Genomic DNA, 19,861 nt, shown 5'->3' on the forward strand with positions numbered 1-19,861 from the left:
ATGGTATTCAAGGGCTTCTAAAAAAAGCCCTTTTTTGTTTAAACTATTTTAGCATAAACTTCATCAATAGAGATTTTCATAGTGGGAAAGATTTTACTTTGTATAATTTCACCTTCGCCAAAAGGTTTTAGTCCAATATAACTTCCGTTTTGAAGCGTGTAAACCAAAACAATTTTGTCAACTGATTCTACTATCCAGTATTCTAATACGCCACTTTCTTGATATAGATTAAATTTAGTATCTATGTCGTGTTTGGAGTTGTTTTGTGGTAGAATTTCAACGATTAGGTCTGGAGCGCCATTACACCCTTTGTCGTCTAATTTGTTTTCATCGCAAATGATACATAAATCTGGTTGTACTACAGTGGTGTCTTTTTTTGCAGACTTTATAGGAAGTCTAACATCAAATGGAGCTACATAAACACTGCAAGAATGGTCGTTAAAGAAATTTAAAAAGTATTTATTTATGTTTTGAGAGATGGTTTGGTGATTTCTGCTGGGTGCAGGACTCATTTTCTTGATAAAACCTTTTATCAATTCTACGCGTTCTTGAAACTGAAACAATAAGTAATCACTGTAGGTGTACTGTTTCGTGAGGTCTAAATCTTCAAATTTTGTAACGGTCTTCATTAGAGTGCCTTTTTACAAAAATAAGAAATTTATAGATTAAAAATGTTTTAAAGTAATTTCCTTGCAATATTCTCGCAAGCTTCATCGAGCTGTCAAATACATTTTCGAAACCTTCTGAACCACCATAATATGGGTCTGGGACATCTACACGTTCGCCTGGGAAAATTTCTTCCAAAATCATTTGTACTTTATTTTTTTGATTTTCCGATTCGGCTAAAGCGAGTACATCTTTATAATTTTGGTTGTCCATCACATAGATGAGGTCAAAAGTATCAAAATCAGATTTTTTGAACTTTCTTGCTCTTTGTTGTGTAATGTCGATTCCTCGATTGCGAGCCGTTGTGATGGAGCGCTTATCAGGTTGTTCGCCAGCATGCCAACCACCAGTTCCTGCGGAATCTACAATGAAATCTTGAGGAAGTTTATAACGCATGATTCCTTCCGCTAAAGGGGAACGGCAAATATTCCCCAAGCATACCATCAAGATTTTTTTGGACATATTATAACGAAAGTTTTTTATGAATGTCATCGACAAACTTTTTGAATTGTTTGTCTGTGGTAATTAAATTGTCAACCGTTTTGCAAGCGTGTAATACCGTTGCATGGTCGCGGTCACCTATTTGCGAACCGATATTTGCTAAGGAAGCTTTGGTGAACTTTTTAGCAAAGAACATAGCTAATTGACGTGCTTGAACTACGTGGCGTTTGCGTGTTGACGATTGTAGTGTAGATACATCCAATTGGAAATAATCAGAAACTACTTTCTGTATATAATCGATAGAGATTTCTCGTTTTACATTTTTAACGAATTTCTCAACGACTTGTTTTGCTAATTCAATCGTTACCTCTTTTTTGTTAAAAGAAGATTGAGCAATTAACGAAATGATAGCGCCTTCTAATTCTCTTACGTTAGATTTAATATTGCGAGCTACATATTCAATAATATCCTCGGGCATTTCAACACCATCACGGAATAGAATACTTTTTACAATAGCTACTCGTGTTTCGTAATCCGGTTGATTCAATTCGGCTGAAAGTCCCCATTTGAAGCGAGATAACAAACGTTGTTCGATATCTTGCATGTCAACAGGTGCTTTGTCAGAAGTTAAGATAACTTGTTTGCCGTTTTGATGTAAATAGTTGAAAATGTGGAAAAATACATCCTGAGTTCCTGCTTTACCCGATAAGAATTGTACGTCGTCGATGATAAGTACATCTATCAATTGATAGAAGTGGATAAAATCGTTACGTGTATTTTTCTTAACTGATTCGATGTATTGTTGCGTGAAAATTTCCGCAGATATATATAATACGGTTTTGTCTGGGTATTTTTCTTTGATTTCTACACCAATAGCGTGTGCTAAGTGTGTTTTTCCAAGACCTACACCACCAAAAATCAATAAAGGATTGAATGAAGTTCCTCCAGGTTTGTTAGCAACAGCCATACCAGCACTACGAGCCAAACGGTTTGAATCACCTTCTAAAAAGTTATCAAAACTATAGTTCGAATTTAATTGCGATTCGATTTTGATGTTTCTAATGCCAGGGATAATAAACGGATTTTTTAACTCTGGATTTTTTTGTTGTACTGGAACATCAATCTCTTGTGTTTTTACAGGTGCTTTGTCCGCACTGGGGATTTGTTCTGTAAAAGGGAGCTTGTTACCATATGGATTTTCCATTTTAATTTTATATAGTAACTTCGCACTTTTTCCAAGTTCTTTTTGTAATGCAACCTTTAATAATTTAACATAATGCTCTTCTAACCATTCGTAGAAGAATTTAGACGGTACTTGAATGTATAATGCGCTATCAGTTAGCTCAACAGCCTTGATGGGTTCAAACCAAGTCTTGTAAGCTTGCTCCTGAATATTGTCTTTTATGAAAGAGAGACAATTTTCCCACACCGATTCCGCAGTTTTATTCATTGTATGCATTCTTAAATGTTAATTTTTTATGGTTTTACTTGACAATTTTGAGGTCAAGATTTTGGGTAGATTGGAATGGCAAATATGGTTGATAAAAACGTTTAAAAAAAATTTTTATGCTATTGATTTTGTAGAAATTTTATTGTAAGAATAGAAATTAAGTATTGAAAAAGTAAGAAAAAAACTATGAATAATCATGATATAGAAATACGTGTGCGCTATGCAGAAACTGACCAAATGGGAGTGGTGTATCACGGTAATTATGCGCAATATTTTGAGATGGGACGCGTGGAATGGCTTAGAAATCTGGGGGTTTCCTATAAAAGTATGGAAAAAAAAGGTGTAATGCTTCCTGTGGTTTCTTTAAGTATGCAATACAAAAAACCCGCGAAGTATGATGAAGTACTTACTGTTAAAACTTTTTTGAAATCTCAGAAGTCTGTAAGGCTTGAATTTGATTATGAAGTGTACAATGAATTAGGAGAGTTATTAACAACGGCGAACTCAGTTTTGGTGTTTGTGTCTATTGAAACGGGACGTCCCGTGATGCCTCCAGATTATTTTGTAGAGTTAATGAGTAAAATCTAGATTTCTTTAATTTCTACTTCAAATAAATTTGAAAAAATGTCGAAAACCATTTCGGCATTTTTCTTTCTAGTGGCAATTTCTATCAAACAGCTTTCGTTCATTTCTTGTTTAACGATAGTTAAATTTTTCTCTTTGATAATGCGCATCACTTTATTCATGTTTTTGTAGTCAAATGTTACATGAAAATGAATATCGATTGTTTTTTCTATGATGTGTGAAGCATCTAAGGCGAGTTTTGCCCCCTCGCGATAGGCCGAAATCAATCCGCCAACCCCTAATTTTACCCCCCCGAAATAACGAACAACTACAACCAAAGTGTTGGTTACTTCAAAAGATTGAATTTGACCGTATATAGGCATTCCTGCGCTATTGTTAGGTTCTCCGTCATCGTTGGCGCGGTATTGGATTTTTGTAGTGCCTATTTGCCAAGCATAACACCAATGTCTGGCGCTATAATGTTGCTTTTTAAGTTCTTCTAAGTGTAATTTGATTTCCTCTTCTGAACTAACGGGAAAAGCATAGCCATAAAACTTACTGTTTTTTTCTTTAAAAAGTACTTCGGGAGAAGCTTCGGCTAAGGTTTTATAAGTGTCTTTAGTGTCCAAAATCAAAATTTGACGCAAAAATAGTATTATTTTTTAAAAACAGAGGTGCAGCAAGTTGTGGCGTGTTTAGATTCTAATAAAAAACCCGATGTATTGGAATCATCGGGTAGTTTTTTTTGTAATATTTATTTAAAAAGGGAATTCTTTTTTAGAAAACAAATCGGTTACATCCTCTTTGTCAATTTGAATATTCCATACGTGCATTCCTAAAGAGGCGGCCATATCGGTATTGGCTTTTTGGTCGTCAATAAAAAGGGTGCGTTTAGGGTTTAATTCATGTTTTTTTAAGATGAATTCAAAAGCTTGCTTTTCAGGTTTTCTGAAACCAATTTCTGAGGAAAAATAAACTTTTTCAAAACATTGATAGAATTCGCGTGCAAAGGTCATTCCTACACGGTGCTCAAATTTAGCAATATGGATTTCATCGGTATTACTCAGTAAAAATAAGTTGTATTTATGAGAGAGTTTTTGAAGAAATTCGAGTCTTGATAAGGGAAAATCTAGGATGACCGCATTCCAAGCCGCGCGGATGTCATCGATAGAAGCCCCTGGCATTAGTTTTTTCATTTCAATCATAAAATGTACTTCGGTCATTTTTCCCTTTTCAAATTCTTGATTGATTTTATCAACATTCTCATCCCATGAAGCCAATCCAAGATTTTTTAATGCTTCAAGGGAAGCATTTTTGTCAAGATTCATAAAAACATTGCCGAAATCGAAAATAATGCTGTTAATCATAATTCGAAATAATTAAAAGTTCGTCATCTAGTAATTGCTTTTTTGCTACAACATGTCCTGAAAGTTTTGGGGCTTGAATTCCTGTACCAAAGGTGTTTTTTCCTTTGAAAATTCGTGCTTCATCCCAAGTGTTTTCTTCAATAAAATGTTGTAAGGTACGGCTTCCTCCTTCGATAATGACCGATTGTATATTGTTGTCAAATAACCATTGCGTTATTTGATGTACACTGTTTTTTGTTAGGTCAATAATGGATGCATCCATTATGAAAGTTGGAGCTGATGTATCAAATATATGATTTTCTTTTGAAATTTTACAATTTCGGTCTAAAACTATTCTTGTAGGATTATTCCCCGTCCAATCTCGTACGTTTAATTGTGGGTTGTCGTATATAGCTGTTTGAGTGCCGATGAGGATGGCTTGTTCCTCGGTGCGCCACTTATGAACTAGTTGTCTAGAATAAGTGTTAGTTATCCAAACAGGTTTGTTTTCTTCTTTTGATGCTGGAGCGATAAAGCCATCAGCGGTTTCTGCCCATTTCAAAATAATGTAAGGGCGTTTTTTTTGATGAAAAGTGAAAAAACGTTTGTTTAATTGTTGGCTTTCTTGTTCTAAAACGCCAATAGTTACTTCACAGCCTGCATCTTTTAATTTTTGAATTCCTGCGCCACACACCTTAGCAAAAGGGTCAATCGTGCCTATAACTACTTTTGGAATTTGATGGGTTATAATTAAATCTGCACAAGGAGGTGTTTTGCCAAAATGACTACACGGTTCTAAACTAACATAAATGGTAGCCTTCTTTAAAAGTGATTTGTCCTTAACAGAATTTATCGCATGCACTTCTGCATGGGGTTCGCCTGCTTTTTGATGCCAACCTTCTCCAATGATTTGGTCGTTATGAACAATGACACTGCCTACTAAAGGATTAGGAAAGGTGTTGCCTAAACCATTTTTAGCAAGTTCTATGCAACGAGCGATGTATTTTTCATGTATCTTCACCGTACAAAAATAATTAAAAGGAATTAGTTTTGAAGTTGTTTTATAATTTGGATTTAAATGGAAATTAGAAAAATTGCTCCCTCAGATAATGAACAAGTAGCACAAGTTATTCGAACTGTTTTGGAAGAATTTAATGTGCCTAAAGTTGGAACCGCTTATGCTGACCCGCAATTAGACCGTATGTATGAAACGTATCAAGAAGCGCGTTCGGCTTATTTTGTAATTGAAAAGGAAGGGAAAATTGTAGGCTGTGCCGGAATTGCACCTTTAGCTAATGGAAGTTTTGAGGTGTGCGAGTTGCAAAAAATGTACTTTTTAACTGAAACTAGAGGTTTAGGTTTGGGCTCTGCTATGATGCAGATTTGTTTGGAACAAGCTAAAGTTTTTGGTTATGAAAAATGTTATTTAGAAACCATGCCGTATATGGAAAGCGCGCAAAAATTATATGTAAAGTCAGGGTTTGCGTATTTAGAGGCGCCTATGGGGTGTACAGGTCATGGGGCTTGTCCAGTGTGGATGCTTAAAGAACTGTAGTTTTGTTTGTAATATGTCTTTTTGTAAAAAAGATATTTAAGGAAAGCTATTGACTTTTATTGTAAACTGACTACTTTTGATTGAATAAGAAAAACGACATGTTGTTAAGAGAATACAAAGTTCAATTTACTGAAGCGCTATTGCCTATTTATGATGAAAAAGAAATAGAAAGTTTCTTTATTTTAGTATTAGATGCTTTTCATCAAATGAAACGAATCGATTTAGCGTTGCAGTCTGATTTTGAATTAGATGCAATGCAACTTTTTCAATGGGAAACTGTACTTGGACAATTACAACAGGAAAAACCGATTCAATATATTCTGGGTGAAACTGAGTTTTATGGTTTGCCTTTTTATGTTAATGAAAATACCTTAATCCCAAGACCGGAAACGGAAGAATTAGTTGAGTGGATTCTTCAAACTGTAAAAGAAAAGTCTTCGAAGGAGAAAGTTAAAATTCTAGATATAGGTACAGGAACAGGGTGTATTGCTATTGCCTTAGCCAAAAATCTTCCGCACGCAGAAGTGTATGCAATGGATGTTTCTGCTAAAGCGTTAGAAGTAGCTCGAAGAAATGCTAAGCTCAATGAGGTTTCTATTACGTTTTTGCATCAAAGTGTATTGGATATAGCTATTTTGAATCAATCGTTTGATATAATTGTTTCGAATCCGCCTTATGTTCGGAATCTAGAAAAACAAGAAATCAAAAAAAATGTATTGGCTTATGAACCTCATTTGGCCTTGTTTGTAGAAGATACCGATGCCTTGTTGTTTTACAGAAAAATAGCACAATTAGCACAAATAAATTTAGAAGAAAACGGGCAGTTGTTTTTTGAAATCAATCAATATTTAGGAAAGGAAATGATTGCGCTTTTGGAATCTATGAATTTTGATGCCATTGAATTGCGCAAGGATATTTATGGTAATGATAGAATGATTTTAGGTGTTAAAAAATGTTGATTGATACAGCTTAAAAAAAAGTGATGCGATTTATTCGTTTTATTTATTTTTTAGGAGTGTTAAAATGAGATAAATCCAATTATTTTCAATCCTTTCTACAGTAGTTTTGCGCTATTGTGAGATAAACTTATTAATTTTGCATCCCTTAAATAGAAAGAATGCTTCAAGTAAAAAATATTTCATTCGGATATACTACAGAAAATCCAATTATTAAATCGATAGATTTTGAAGTTCAGCAAGGACAAAATATTGCTTTGATTGGAGAAAGTGGTTGTGGAAAGAGTACACTTCTGAAATTGATTTACGGGTTATATAACTTAAATGAAGGAGAAATTTTTTGGAATAATACCCAGGTTTTAGGACCTAAATTTAATTTAGTTCCAGGAATGCCTTTTATGAAATATATGGCTCAGGATTTTGGATTGATGCCTTATGAAACAGTTTCTGAGAGTGTGGGTAAGTTTTTATCTAACCAGCTATTGGCAATTAAAAGATTGCGTATTCAAGAGTTATTAGATATTGTTGAAATGGCGGATTTTTCGCGTAGAAAAGTAAGTGAGCTAAGTGGAGGACAACAGCAGCGTGTAGCTTTAGCACGTGTGTTAGCTTTAGAACCTGAAGTTTTATTGTTAGATGAACCATTTAGTCATATTGATAATTTTAGAAAAAATGCATTAAGAAGAAATCTTTTTGCTTATTTAAAGTCTAAAGGAATAACGGTTGTGGTTGCTACTCATGACAGTACAGATGCACTTGCTTTTGCTGATGAAACTATTGTACTACGAGATGGTGCTATGATTGTAAAAGCACCTTCAAAAGATATTTATACTAATCCGAAACATAAATACGTTGCTTCTTTGTTTGGAGAAGTAAATGAGTTAGTGATTAATAGAGATGGAGTTTCAGAAACGGTATTGTTATACCCGCATCAATTAAGAGTTTCTGAGCAAGGTCAGTTGAAAGCTACAGTTAAACAATGTTATTTCAAAGGTGGATTTTATCTGATTAAGGCTGCTTTTAATGGTAGACCTTTATTTTTTGAGCATAGAACAGCTTTAGACTTGCAACTAGATGTTAGTTTAGAAGTAATACGATAATAAAAAAGGAGAATCAGCCAGTGCTAATTCTCCTTTTTAGGTTTTAAATTTTATCTACAATAGGTTTTTTATCTCTATTCGCTAAATCCCATACAATTCCGAAGGCTAATTTAGTTCTTTTTGCTAAAGCATCATATTCTATTTTCTCAGGATCATCAGTAGGCAAATGGTAATCTGCGTGTGTACCGTTGAATAAAAAAACTGAAGGAATATTATGTTTTGCAAAATTGTAATGGTCTGAGCGGTAATAAAAACGATTAGGGTCTTGCTTGTCGTTATATTTATAATCGAGCTTAAGGTTTACAAAATCTGAATTTGCTTTTTCAACTAAATTAAATAAATCAGAAGATAAATAGTCAGATCCAATAATATAAACATAGTTGTTACTGCCCACATGGTTGTCGTCTCTTCGTCCAATCATGTCAATGTTTACATCAGCAATAGTGTTTTTTAATGGAAATAATGGGTTTTCAGAGTAATAGCGTGATCCGTGTAAACCATGTTCTTCACCTGTAACATGCAAGAATAGGATAGAACGTTTAGGCCCGTGACCTTCATTTTTAGCTTTTTGAAAGGCTTTAGCAATTTCCATTAAGGCTACAGTTCCTGATGCGTCATCATCGGCACCATTGTAAATTTCTCCATTTTTCATGCCTACATGGTCGTAGTGAGCAGAAACTACGACTATTTCATGAGGTTTTTCGGATCCTTCTATAAATGCCCAAATGTTTTCTGAATTGCCTAAACGTGGACTAAATGCTTTTTGAAAATAGGATGCAGGTATGGGCTGATAGTACGAGGTGGTTCCAATTGGAAATATAATGCCATTATTTTCATAATGCTTGATAATATATTTTCCAGCTTTTTTTTGACCTTCTTCACCTGTATTTCTTCCTTGCATTTCATCCGAAGCAATAGTGTATAAATGCGATTTCAAATCTGATTCAGAAATAGAATTTAAATAGGTAGCTATTATAGTTTTATCACTATTGTCTGGTTTTGACGAAAATATACTTTTTGTTGCTTGTTGACTGGAACAACTTAAGGAAATGGCTGATAATATTCCCAATAGGGTAGTTCTCTTCTTCATGTTTTAACATTTTGTAAACGAATATAACCAAATGTGGTTTTATCTGCAATATAAATAGTAATTAATTAACATTTAGTGTTCGGACTAATAGGGTAAATGGTTACATTTCTAACTTGGAAGATTTTGAGTAGATGCGCCATTTTTCAATGCATTGCTTCATATCTTCAGGTATCTCAGTGTTAAAACGCATGTATTTTTTAGTTACAGGATGTTCAAAACCTAAGGTTTTAGCATGTAAAGCCTGTCGGGGTAAAATTTTAAAACAATTCTCTACAAACTGTTTGTATTTGCTAAAAGTTGTGCCCTTCAAGACCAAGTGCCCACCATAACGTTCATCATTGAAAAGTGTGTGTCCAATGTGTTTCATGTGGGTACGTATTTGATGGGTTCTACCTGTTTCTAACTTACACGATAGGACTGTTACATAGCTTAGTCTTTCTAAAACAGTGTAATGAGTTACGGCGGGTTTTCCTATGTTAGGATCATCATAAACTGCCATTTGCATGCGATCGGTTGCATGGCGTGCAATATTTCCTTCTATGGTTCCTTTATCTTGTTCAACATTGCCCCAAACAATAGCTATGTATTCGCGTTCCGTAGTTTTTTCTTCAAATTGTTTGGCTAAATACGCCATAGCTTGTTCGGTTTTAGCAACCACAAGTAATCCAGAAGTGTCTTTGTCAATTCTGTGTACTAAACCAGGTCTGTTGCTGCTATTCATAGGAAGATTATCAAAATGAAAAGCTAGTGCATTAGCAAGTGTTCCAGTGTAATTACCATGTCCAGGATGTACTACTAAACCAACAGGTTTATTGATAACTAGTACTGAATCGTCTTCATATACAATGTTTAATGGGATGTTTTCTGGGATGATTTTATTTTCAAAAGGAGGATGCGACAGCATCACTTTTATTTCATCCAAGGGTTTTATTTTGTAACTCGATTTTACAGGGACGTCGTTGGCAAAAATCAAACCTTTCTCAGCTGCTTGTTGAATTTTATTGCGGGTAGTATTTTCTATAGAGAGCATTAAATATTTATCTACTCGCATAGAAGATTGCCCTTTTGGGACTTCAAATTTATAGTGTTCATATAAATCCTCTTCCCATTCGTTCTCTTTTTCTATAAATGTTATTCCCATTTTTGTGTTTTCAAAATTTTTTAAAATGATACCTTAAGTATCTTATTTGTTTTATTTTAAAAAAATAGCCACGGTTTATACTAATTTGAACAGATTTTTCTGTGCTAATCATTAAAACAGTGGCTGAAATGATATTTATCGATTGCCTTTTTCTGAGTGTTAAGCTGTTAACTACTGTACAATTCAATAGGCTTTGTTTGCGCAAGCGAGGCTATTGTTCAGTTTCAGTCGAGTCAGATGGAGTACTTTCAGGGTCAGTTTCTTCTTCAAATCCTATTTTTCCATCTCCTAAAACTAAATTGATTTTGGTCATTTTTAAAACTTGTTGACCAGCACGTATTGGTTTTCCGTTAATATTCATTTCAAGCACCATATCTTTAGCTAAGTTGGGTACATAAGTCGTATCGCCCACGGATAGTCCTAAGGCATTTAAAGTAGGTACTGCCTGACGATAGGTTTTTTGAATCAGGTCTGGAAGTCTAACTTTTGCGTACTCTTGCGCATTAATTTTAACATAAATAATACGACCTTCTTTTACTTTGCTTCCAGGTTTTGGGTCTTGTACTACGACTGATAATTTTGGGTAACCAGGTGTGTAATCAACCGTGTCAAGTAATTCGTAATCTAAGTCTAACTCGTCTAATTTATCTTCTGCTTCTTCTAGTGTTAATTTGCTTAAATTGGGAACAGTAATTTCTTCTCCGTGGTTTGTCGCAAAACTAATCCAATACATAAATAGAAATAAGGTGGCACAAACAATCAAAAAGGCTAAAACTAATTGTTTAAAAAACGAAAAACTTAAAATAAATTGCTTCCAGCTCATAATTATATACTTCTAATTCAGTGGTTTAAAAAGATTTGCTTTTGAATGGTTTTAAATAATCACTCTATGCAAAGATATAAAAATACTAAAGCGATTACATTTCAAAAAAAATGATATTTTTGTTTAACAACTCTAAAGGATAAAAGTGAAAGTTTTTAATTTGATTTTCAGTATGATGATGTGAATTTTATACTGAATTTAGCATTGGATAGGAGTAGATAATTGAATTTTTAAAAATATAATATATAAAAATATGAAAGTTGCTGTGGTCATGGGTGGTTATTCGGATGAAAGTGTTATTTCATTGCGTAGTGGCCAATTAATTTTAAATAATTTAGATACAACTAAATATCAAATTTTTGAAGTTCATGTGTTAGTTGATGGATGGTATGCTGTTGTTAACGGTGAAAAATTTGCAATTGATAAGTCTGATTTTTCTTTTGAAAAAGAGGGAGAGAAAATATCTTTTGATGTTGCAGTTAACACAATACACGGTACCCCTGGCGAAGATGGACACATGCAGGCTTATTGGGAGTTGATAGGTTTGCCTTATACAGGATGTAATTTTTATCAGTCGGCATTAACGTTTAATAAACGTGATACTTTGTCGGTTTTAGCTAAATTTAATGTGCCTAAAGCTAATTCTATTTATCTAACAAAAGGGGAAACCGTAAGCAAAGAGTATATCGCTAAAGAATTAGGTTTGCCATTTTTTGTTAAGCCTAATCAGTCTGGGAGTAGCCTTGGGGTTTCAAAAGTTTCTGATTTAAGTCAGTTTGAAAAAGCTTTAGAATTTGCATTTGCTGAGGATACTGATATATTAATTGAATCATTTTTGCAAGGGACTGAAATTTCAGTAGGCGTTTTCAAGTACAAAGGGGAAACAAAGGTGTTAGGGATAACAGAAATCGTTTCACAAACTGATTTTTTTGATTATGAGGCTAAATATTTAGGGAAATCGGAAGAAATTACACCTGCTCGTTTAACAGATGAAGTTAAAACACGTGTAGAAGAAACAGCTAAAAAAGTGTATGAAGCATTGGGAATGAGTGGTTTTTCTCGTACCGATTTTATTATAATGAATGGAATTCCACATTTTATTGAAATGAATACAAATCCTGGATTATCACCTCAAAGTATCTTTCCGCAACAAGCTAATTATGCCCAACTGAATTTTGGTGAAATGCTTGATGGTGAAATTGAACAAGCTTTACAGCGCAAACTAATTTGGAAGAAATAATGAAAAAAGCTATTTTCCCAGGTTCTTTTGATCCTATAACACTCGGGCATATTGATATTATTGAAAGAAGTTTGCCTTTGTTTGATGAAATTATCATTGCTATAGGTGTAAATGCGGATAAAAAATATATGTTCTCTCTTGAAGAGCGCATACGGTTTATTGAAGAGACTTTTAAATATGAAGATAAAATTTCAGTGATTTCATATGAAGGTTTGACTATTGATGTGTGTAAGCGAATGGAGGCTGATTTTATCCTGAGAGGATTGCGTAATCCAGCCGATTTTGAATTTGAAAAGGCAATTGCACATACAAATCGGTTACTGTCTAAAATTGATACGGTTTTTTTATTGACGGCTCCAGATACTTCTTTTATTTCCTCAAGTATAGTTAGAGATGTTATCAGAAATGGTGGAGATTATACGGTTTTGGTTCCTGAAGCGGTGAAAGTGAATAAAATGTAACGAAGCACTTTTTTGAAAAATATTTTAAAAGGCTAAACAAGAAGTTTTTGGGATAAAATTTCAAGTTTAGCCTTTCGGGTAAATGTAGTTTATTTTTAGAAACATTAATCGTGTCCGGGACTGTCATCATTGCCATGTTTTATATGACATGATTTTTTGATTAAATCTTTAAATTGATGCGCAATAGATTGATTGCCATCAGGGTCTAATGGAGAAATCTCAATAATTCCATCGCCATTCCCGTCTTTAGCTTTTGATAAATCAATTTTCGATAAAGCTTCGTCTAAATTAAAATCGAAGGTTATAGTAACTAGATTATCTCCTATGATTACGTTGTCAGCTGCATTTGCAAAATCAATTCTGAAATCATCTTCTGCAAAATGCCAAAAAACAAAAGGTTTATCAATTATTTTACCTTTTATTTGGATTGATTTGTTAAATAGTTCTGATGCACTATTTTTACTTTTGTCTAATTTGAAACGTATATCACTATATACTTCTTTAGGGATATCAGTAGCTATAAAATCTACAGGGCCATTCAATAATTCTACCTCAAATGGACCTTTTAGTTTAAAATTGTCATCCCCATCAAAAAAACCATCGTGATCATCATCACCAGAATGATGTGTTTCAATGCTATCTTTACCTTCATAATGGAATTTAATTTCTTTCAAATTCACTTTAATGGAGGAAAGAGAAAGTGTACTAGCTAATTTTGCGGTTTTATTACCCGTGTAAGTAGCTTTGGCAGTAATTTTAATTGCCGAGTCAGTTGTTGCCATTAATTGGTCATCATTATCTTTGTTGCAGGCTATGAACGAAGTAGCTAAAACAGAGAATCCAAGTATAAACAATAAATTTTTCATAACTTTTTGATATTTTGATTATAGAGTTAAAACATTTGAAACAGATTTCACCCTACCTAAAAAATAATTTTTTTAAAAAATTTTAGATAATTCCTATTTATAGTATCTTTGCCACTTCAAAAAATCAAGGAATTATGTTTAATAATTTATCAGAGAAGTTAGATAAAGCCTTCCATATATTAAAAGGACACGGAAAAATTACCGAAGTAAACGTGGCAGATACTTTGAAAGAAGTACGTAGAGCGTTACTGGATGCCGATGTTAACTTTAAAATTGCTAAAGATTTTACCACTCGTGTAAAAGAAAAAGCAATGGGACAGGATGTATTAACTACTTTACAACCTGGACAATTATTAGTTAAAATTGTAAAAGACGAATTGACAGAATTGATGGGGGGCGATGTAACCGGTATCAACCTTTCTGGAAGTTTTTCGGTGATTTTGATGTCAGGTTTACAAGGTTCAGGTAAAACCACCTTCTCAGGTAAATTAGCTAATTTCTTAAAAACTAAGAAAAACAAAAAACCTTTATTGGTTGCTTGTGATATCTATCGTCCTGCGGCTATCAATCAGTTGCATGTAGTAGGAGAACAAATAGGTGTAGAAGTATATTCAGAACCTGAAAATAAAAATGCGGTTGAAATTGCTCAAAATGCAATTAAACACGCTAAAGCAAACGGATTCAATGTTGTGATTGTCGATACAGCGGGTCGTTTAGCGATTGATGAGGAAATGATGAACGAAATTGCTAACGTTCATAAAGCCATAACGCCTAACGAAACCTTATTTGTGGTTGACTCAATGACTGGTCAAGATGCAGTAAATACGGCTAAAGCTTTCAACGAGCGTTTGAATTTTGATGGCGTAGTTTTGACCAAATTAGATGGTGATACTCGTGGTGGTGCCGCATTATCTATTAAATCGGTAGTTAATAAGCCTATCAAATTTATTGGTACAGGTGAAAAAATGGACGCAATAGATGTGTTCTATCCTGAACGTATGGCTGACCGTATTTTAGGGATGGGAGACGTAGTTTCGTTAGTGGAACGTGCACAAGCGCAATACGACGAAGAAGAAGCGCGTAAATTACAACGTAAAATTGCTAAAAATGAGTTTGGTTTTGATGATTTCTTAGCGCAAATACAACAAGTGAAAAAAATGGGTAATATGAAGGACTTGGTAGGGATGATACCTGGTGCTAGTAAAGCCTTAAAAGATGTAGAAATTGAAGATGATGCCTTCAAACATATTGAAGCTATTATTTTCTCGATGACGCCAGCCGAAAGAAGCAAGCCTTCTTTAATCGATACCAAACGTAAAAACCGTATCGCTAAAGGAGCAGGGCGTAAAATTGAGGAAGTAAACCAGTTGTTAAAACAGTTTGACCAAATGAGCAAAATGATGAAAATGATGCAAGGTCCTGGAGGAAAACAACTGATGAAAATGATGTCAGGAATGAAAGGCGGAATGCCAGGAATGTAATAAGAAAAGGTGCGTGCAAACGCGCCTTTTTTATTTTTATATAAATACCCTAATAACAACACACTAAAACAATTGCAATGCAAATCTTAGACGGAAAGAAAGTTTCGGAAGACATCAAAAATGAAATTGCCGCTACCGTGCAAGCCATGAAAGACAAAGGTGAAAAAGTACCTCACTTAGCGGCTTTGATTGTAGGTAACGATGGCGCAAGTTTAACCTATGTAGGCAGTAAAGTAAAAGCTTGTGAACGCGTAGGCTTTGAATCTACTTTAATCAAAATGCCTAGCACAACTTCTGAAACAGAATTGTTGAAAAAGATTAAAGAACTAAACGAAAATGACGATATCGACGGCTTTATCGTGCAATTACCTTTGCCTGACCAAATTGATACGCAAAAAATATTAATGGCTATCGACCCACATAAAGACGTAGATGGGTTCCATCCCGAAAACTTTGGTAAAATGGCCTTAGATATGTCTACTTTTATTCCAGCAACACCTTTCGGAATATTAGAATTATTAGAGCGTTACAATGTACAAACCTCGGGTAAGCATACCGTAGTGATTGGTCGTAGTCACATTGTGGGAAGACCTATGAGTATTTTGATGGGACGTAAAGGATTTCCTGGAAACTCTACTGTTACTTTAACGCATAGCCACACTAAAAATATCAACCAAATTACTTCGCAAGCGGACATCATTATTTCGGCTTTAGGGGTGCCTGATTTCTTAAAAGCAGAAATGATTAAAGACGATGCGGTTATCATTGACGTAGGGATTACGCGTGTAGCGGACGAAACGAATCCAAAAGGTTATGTGATTAAAGGAGATGTTGATTTTGAAAATGTGTCTAAAAAAGCCTCTTTTATTACTCCAGTGCCTGGAGGAGTTGGTCCTATGACCATTGCGATGTTGTTGAAAAATACTTTATTAGCTAAAGAATACAAATCGATTAGAGAAGCAAACCAATAATCGATACTTTTTTACTTACGGCATTCGAAAGACAGTCTTGTTTTTCGGATGCTGTTTTGTTTTAAAAAATAGGTGTGGGGAGTAATCTTTTTCATAAAATAAAACTTATTTTCGTCTTGTAAACCAATAAAAGACTACGCGTTGATACGTTTCGATTATTTAGAAATAATTAAAAAGCAACTACCTGATTTTGAATTTCAATCTCCTGAACATCTGTTTCGCGCAGAAAAAATCTTAAAAGCAGAAGCCAAGCTCAATGAAAGCGTAAGTACGGATGAAATTGAAAAGTTTATCAATTTTTTTAATACAAAAGGGAATACTTATGCGGTGTTAATTCAGTATAAAGCGCTCCAGGCTATTTTAAGTAACAACTTGGTTTATTTTTATATCGAATTAAAAACCCCACAATCTCACGGATTGGGAACAGTTTTTCAAATAAATTCGGAATTAGCTGAAGCATTTGCTGTTGATTTTCAAGAGAATATTTGGCATTTTGTATCACTTTTAATTCAAAAAAATAAATGGGAGTTAGTCTATGATTTTTTAAAGAATGTGCCTTCTCTTTTTTCTTTTATGAATTCCGAAAAGTTTTTCGAACTTATGGATGATAAACTTAGTCTGCTTTCCAAGCAATTATTGCCCGCAACCTTGTCTAAAACTACCCATTTAAATTTAGATTATAGCATTCATCCGTTTTTTTATGGTTGTTTGAGTCATCTTAATGCACGCTATTTTAACAATAGAATTGCAGGTATTTATAATCAATTTATGCCATTGCGAACCGATACCGCTAGGGTGGATACCACTTGGGTTTGTAAAGTTCTTTACGCTATTGGGCAATTTGAAATTTTAACGCAAGAAAACAAGAAATTGCTTTATGAAACCCGAATTGCGGTGCTCAAAGATTTATATTATAAAGATAAAAGTTATTACTATTTGTATGAACCCTTAAAAAATACGGCCAATGTTATCAAAAGAAACCAATGGTATTGGTTAAGTATCGTGTTGTGTGGGATTTTGTATTTTATGATAATTATGGCAATAGTCGGTTATGTTTTGGAATATTTAAATCGATAAATAGATAATGAGAAAAATTGCGTTTAATTATATTTGTTTCTTACACCTGATGGCTAGCAGTAGATAAGTTGTACTACAAGCATTTATTAAAAAATATAAAATATTTTGATACGTTTCGAACTATTAAACCTTGTACATAAAAACCTCCCAGATTTTGAGGAAAATATTTCTAAAAATTTACTTCGTGCCGAAAAATTTTTAAAAGCTGAAGTAAAATTATCTAATGAATTTTCGCTACAGGATGTTGAAAATTTTATGACTTTTTTTGCTTCCAATGGCGAGAAATATAAACATACGCTTCGTTATGAAGTTGTTTTAGCAATTTTGCGTAAGGATGTAGTCTATTTTTTGTCGGATTCCGAAAATGAGTATTTAGAAGAGTTAGAAGCTGTATTAAAAACGAAACAGGATTTTTCGGTCGATTTTGAAACGGTTATTTGGGAGTTTTTGAATCAGTTGTTACTTGAAAATCAATGGAAACTATTGGAAGGTTTACTGGATAAAACTCCTAGGCTTTTTTCGGTGGCAAATTCTAATCGACTCACAGAAATTCTGGAGGAAAAGTTGATTGTTTTATTCGAAGTGTTAACCAAAAACAATAAAGTAGCCGAGACTGCTTCGCATTATCCTTATAGTATTCATCCGTATTTCTTTGCGTGTTTAAGCCGTCTTCATCCACTGACTTTTGATGGTAAAATAATTTCTTTGTACAACTTTTTTATTGCAAAAGAAAAATCAAAGGACGAAACCGAAAAGGAATTTTGTTATAAAATGTTATTTTCTATTGCTCATTTTGAAATTGTTGATGATTATAATGCCTCGTTATTTTCAAAAGCAAGAGGACGTATGTTGAATAAAATTTATTTCTTAGATAAGGAGTATTACAATTTATTCAAGACGGAAGAAATGATAGCTAGTGATACTCGAAGTAGTCGAAATTTTTCCTTAATTCTCCTAGGGATATACTTTGTTTGCTTGTTTTTTCTTTATAAATTTTTGTATGAGAAATTAATTTATGGCTGGTTTTTAGCTTTGGTAATTGGTATGGTGATTTCGACATTTGTTTCTCATTTCGTAATCAAGGATAATGATGATACCTACCAGTTTAATTTTAAAGTGGGTATTTTTACTCTTAAAAATTTGCAAGCTTTAGGCTGGTTAACCTTTCAAAGTCAATTCATTGGGTTAATAATAGCTATTTTCTTAAGTTTGTTGTTTTTAGTGCTTTCCATAGGAATAGGATTATTAGTGTATGGAGGGGCTGGAATTATAGGAGTACTTATTGTTTTTAGATTTTTAAAAAAATTAGCCAATTGATACGTTTTGAACTGTTAGATATCGTCAAAAGTCATATTCCTGAATTTGAAGAGAATATTGAACAAAATATTGTTCGGGCGGAAAAAATATTGAAGGCAGAAGCTAAAATGAATGCCACGGTTTCTATCAATGATGTGGAAGCTTTTGTTGCTTTTTTTGTGCAGTATGGAGCCACTTTTTTCAATTATTTAAATGATACCATTGTTCGTAGTATTTTAAAAAATCAAGAGGAAAGTTTTGAATTATTAGTCAACCGCGACAGAAGTCAGAAAATTTATTCCCTAAAATTTGAAGATGAATCGCAACTGGATGATTTTGCTGAACTTTTTCAAGATGAAATTTGGAAGTTTATCTTCTCGCTGTATCAAAATCAGCAATGGCAGGTGCTTAATTTATTCATCATTCATTGTCGAACGCTATTGAGTTATGACAACGAGGAAGCTCTAAAAGATTTATTAGACCAAAAAAACGGAATCATCCTCGAAATGTTACAAAATCCAGAGTGTTACAACGATTTGATAACTAATTATCCGTACAGTATCAGTCAATATTATTTCCGCATGTTGTCTAATTTGGATGAATATTACTTTATCGAGGAAGTTTCGTCTATGAACTCCTTAGTGGTTGAATTCCAAAAGGTAAAGGGACGAAAAAAAGTTTGCTTGGGTAAAATATTATACGCCATTACGTATTTTGCAAGTACCGATGAGGAATTGAGTAAGGTGCTACGCGATAACAGACCGATTGCTAAAGAATGGAAAGGTGCAGAAAGTAGTGTCTTGTCTATTTTAGATAATTGGCATTACAAAAGCTTAGATTTTAAGTTATCAAATCCGTTGATGCAATGGAGTTTGACTTCTCTGTACTATTTGCTTCTTGCGTATGTGTATTATTTAATTTATGCTTCGCATGGGGTACTTTGGTTGCTAGCTACCTTTGTGACACAAGTTTTGGTTTATGTAATTCTAGTTTATTTTTATATAGGCGACGAAATTAAACAAAAAAGTTTCTTGTTGAAACACGCTATCCAAAAGCAAATAGCATGGAGTGATTTTATGCGTACGTTTACCATTAACAACTTTTTCTTACAGTTTTATTCGCTTATGGCGCTAATTATTATAGGGTTTACCATAGCTTTATTAGTGGTCGGGAAAGGGATAGTTGGAATTATCGTGATTCGTTTTATTTATCAATTTATCAAAAAGAAAGTGTAAAAAAATAGAAGTCGAACGTATAAAGGATACAAAACCTTGGTGGGGTACTTGTTTTAAAGTATATAGTTTTTTGAGAATGATTAAGTAATTATGAGTATGACA

20 protein-coding genes and 1 pseudogene are annotated in these 19,861 nt (G+C 33.7%); 11 read left to right on the top strand and 10 right to left on the bottom strand.

Features of this window, described 5'->3' with window-relative positions; all coding sequences use genetic code 11:
- Window positions 1-38: 38 nt before the first annotated feature.
- The 3 genes and pseudogenes from ACQY29_RS09615 to dnaA all read right to left on the bottom strand — a co-directional run bounded on the left by ACQY29_RS09615 (window position 39) and on the right by dnaA (window position 2,557).
- A complete protein-coding gene (locus ACQY29_RS09615; protein ID WP_428224982.1) occupies window positions 39-629 on the bottom strand; it encodes a Uma2 family endonuclease in 591 nt (196 codons plus the stop codon).
- A gap of 47 nt (window positions 630-676) precedes the next feature.
- A pseudogene (locus ACQY29_RS09620) lies at window positions 677-1,128 on the bottom strand (low molecular weight protein-tyrosine-phosphatase).
- Window position 1,129: 1 nt separating this feature from the next.
- On the bottom strand, window positions 1,130-2,557 hold the full coding sequence (gene dnaA / locus ACQY29_RS09625) for a chromosomal replication initiator protein DnaA (protein ID WP_428225900.1): 1,428 nt from the start codon (window positions 2,555-2,557) through the stop codon (window positions 1,130-1,132).
- A 186-nt stretch (window positions 2,558-2,743) separates the two neighbouring features.
- Between dnaA and ACQY29_RS09630 the strand changes: the two genes are divergently transcribed.
- Window positions 2,744-3,145 (top strand): acyl-CoA thioesterase, encoded by a 402-nt coding sequence (locus ACQY29_RS09630; RefSeq protein WP_428224983.1) that lies wholly within the window; start codon window positions 2,744-2,746, stop codon window positions 3,143-3,145.
- On the opposite strand, the gene ACQY29_RS09635 is transcribed toward ACQY29_RS09630, so the two are convergent.
- The 3 genes from ACQY29_RS09635 to ribD form a co-directional block, all read right to left on the bottom strand.
- Window positions 3,142-3,750: an IMPACT family protein gene (locus ACQY29_RS09635; RefSeq protein ID WP_428225901.1), complete on the bottom strand. Its 609-nt coding sequence runs from the start codon at window positions 3,748-3,750 to the stop codon at window positions 3,142-3,144. The two genes, ACQY29_RS09630 and ACQY29_RS09635, sit on opposite strands and share 4 nt — an antisense overlap.
- 129 nt (window positions 3,751-3,879) lie before the next feature.
- Complete coding sequence (locus ACQY29_RS09640; RefSeq protein ID WP_428224984.1) at window positions 3,880-4,488, bottom strand: HAD family hydrolase; 609 nt, start codon at window positions 4,486-4,488, stop codon at window positions 3,880-3,882.
- Window positions 4,481-5,488, bottom strand: coding sequence for a bifunctional diaminohydroxyphosphoribosylaminopyrimidine deaminase/5-amino-6-(5-phosphoribosylamino)uracil reductase RibD (ribD, locus tag ACQY29_RS09645; RefSeq protein WP_428224985.1), 1,008 nt, complete (start codon window positions 5,486-5,488; stop codon window positions 4,481-4,483). Before ribD ends, ACQY29_RS09640 begins: the two co-directional genes overlap by 8 nt.
- 57 nt (window positions 5,489-5,545) lie before the next feature.
- Here ribD and ACQY29_RS09650 point away from each other — a divergent pair, with 57 nt between their 5' ends.
- The 3 genes from ACQY29_RS09650 (at window position 5,546) to ACQY29_RS09660 (ending at window position 8,078) form a co-directional block, all read left to right on the top strand.
- A complete protein-coding gene (locus tag ACQY29_RS09650) occupies window positions 5,546-6,022 on the top strand; it encodes a GNAT family N-acetyltransferase (protein WP_428224986.1) in 477 nt (158 codons plus the stop codon).
- 98 nt (window positions 6,023-6,120) lie between these two features.
- A complete protein-coding gene (gene prmC / locus ACQY29_RS09655; protein ID WP_428225902.1) occupies window positions 6,121-6,981 on the top strand; it encodes a peptide chain release factor N(5)-glutamine methyltransferase in 861 nt (286 codons plus the stop codon).
- 158 nt (window positions 6,982-7,139) lie between these two features.
- The gene (locus ACQY29_RS09660) at window positions 7,140-8,078 is read left to right on the top strand and encodes an ABC transporter ATP-binding protein (protein ID WP_428224987.1); all 939 of its coding nucleotides are present in this window, start codon (window positions 7,140-7,142) and stop codon (window positions 8,076-8,078) included.
- A 43-nt stretch (window positions 8,079-8,121) separates the two neighbouring features.
- Here the strand turns inward: ACQY29_RS09660 and ACQY29_RS09665 are convergent, their stop codons facing one another.
- The 3 genes from ACQY29_RS09665 to ACQY29_RS09675 all read right to left on the bottom strand — a co-directional run bounded on the left by ACQY29_RS09665 (window position 8,122) and on the right by ACQY29_RS09675 (window position 11,132).
- On the bottom strand, window positions 8,122-9,168 hold the full coding sequence (locus tag ACQY29_RS09665; protein WP_428224988.1) for a M28 family metallopeptidase: 1,047 nt from the start codon (window positions 9,166-9,168) through the stop codon (window positions 8,122-8,124).
- Between the two features lie 100 nt (window positions 9,169-9,268).
- Window positions 9,269-10,309: an RluA family pseudouridine synthase gene (locus ACQY29_RS09670; protein WP_428224989.1), complete on the bottom strand. Its 1,041-nt coding sequence runs from the start codon at window positions 10,307-10,309 to the stop codon at window positions 9,269-9,271.
- Between the two features lie 211 nt (window positions 10,310-10,520).
- Complete coding sequence (locus ACQY29_RS09675; protein WP_428224990.1) at window positions 10,521-11,132, bottom strand: PASTA domain-containing protein; 612 nt, start codon at window positions 11,130-11,132, stop codon at window positions 10,521-10,523.
- 253 nt (window positions 11,133-11,385) lie between these two features.
- Between ACQY29_RS09675 and ACQY29_RS09680 the strand changes: the two genes are divergently transcribed.
- A complete protein-coding gene (locus ACQY29_RS09680; RefSeq protein WP_428224991.1) occupies window positions 11,386-12,372 on the top strand; it encodes a D-alanine--D-alanine ligase in 987 nt (328 codons plus the stop codon).
- On the top strand, window positions 12,372-12,833 hold the full coding sequence (gene coaD, locus ACQY29_RS09685) for a pantetheine-phosphate adenylyltransferase (RefSeq protein WP_428224992.1): 462 nt from the start codon (window positions 12,372-12,374) through the stop codon (window positions 12,831-12,833). Before ACQY29_RS09680 ends, coaD begins: the two co-directional genes overlap by 1 nt.
- A 104-nt stretch (window positions 12,834-12,937) precedes the next feature.
- Here the strand turns inward: coaD and ACQY29_RS09690 are convergent, their stop codons facing one another.
- Window positions 12,938-13,699 (bottom strand): hypothetical protein, encoded by a 762-nt coding sequence (locus tag ACQY29_RS09690; protein ID WP_428224993.1) that lies wholly within the window; start codon window positions 13,697-13,699, stop codon window positions 12,938-12,940.
- Between the two features lie 134 nt (window positions 13,700-13,833).
- On the opposite strand from ACQY29_RS09690, the gene ffh reads away from it, so the two are divergent.
- The 5 genes from ffh (at window position 13,834) to ACQY29_RS09715 (ending at window position 19,759) form a co-directional block, all read left to right on the top strand.
- The gene (ffh, locus tag ACQY29_RS09695) at window positions 13,834-15,180 is read left to right on the top strand and encodes a signal recognition particle protein (RefSeq protein ID WP_428224994.1); all 1,347 of its coding nucleotides are present in this window, start codon (window positions 13,834-13,836) and stop codon (window positions 15,178-15,180) included.
- Between the two features lie 77 nt (window positions 15,181-15,257).
- The gene (locus ACQY29_RS09700) at window positions 15,258-16,151 is read left to right on the top strand and encodes a bifunctional 5,10-methylenetetrahydrofolate dehydrogenase/5,10-methenyltetrahydrofolate cyclohydrolase (RefSeq protein WP_428224995.1); all 894 of its coding nucleotides are present in this window, start codon (window positions 15,258-15,260) and stop codon (window positions 16,149-16,151) included.
- Window positions 16,152-16,292: 141 nt separating this feature from the next.
- On the top strand, window positions 16,293-17,228 hold the full coding sequence (locus ACQY29_RS09705; RefSeq protein WP_428224996.1) for a hypothetical protein: 936 nt from the start codon (window positions 16,293-16,295) through the stop codon (window positions 17,226-17,228).
- A 105-nt stretch (window positions 17,229-17,333) separates the two neighbouring features.
- On the top strand, window positions 17,334-18,545 hold the full coding sequence (locus ACQY29_RS09710; RefSeq protein ID WP_428224997.1) for a hypothetical protein: 1,212 nt from the start codon (window positions 17,334-17,336) through the stop codon (window positions 18,543-18,545).
- Window positions 18,542-19,759, top strand: coding sequence for a hypothetical protein (locus ACQY29_RS09715; RefSeq protein WP_428224998.1), 1,218 nt, complete (start codon window positions 18,542-18,544; stop codon window positions 19,757-19,759). The genes ACQY29_RS09710 and ACQY29_RS09715 overlap by 4 nt, the downstream gene beginning before the upstream one ends.
- The last annotated feature ends 102 nt before the right edge of the window (window positions 19,760-19,861 follow it).

The sequence above is a fragment of the Flavobacterium sp. genome, from assembly GCF_965262375.1.
Classification (GTDB): Bacteria; Bacteroidota; Bacteroidia; order Flavobacteriales; family Flavobacteriaceae; genus Flavobacterium.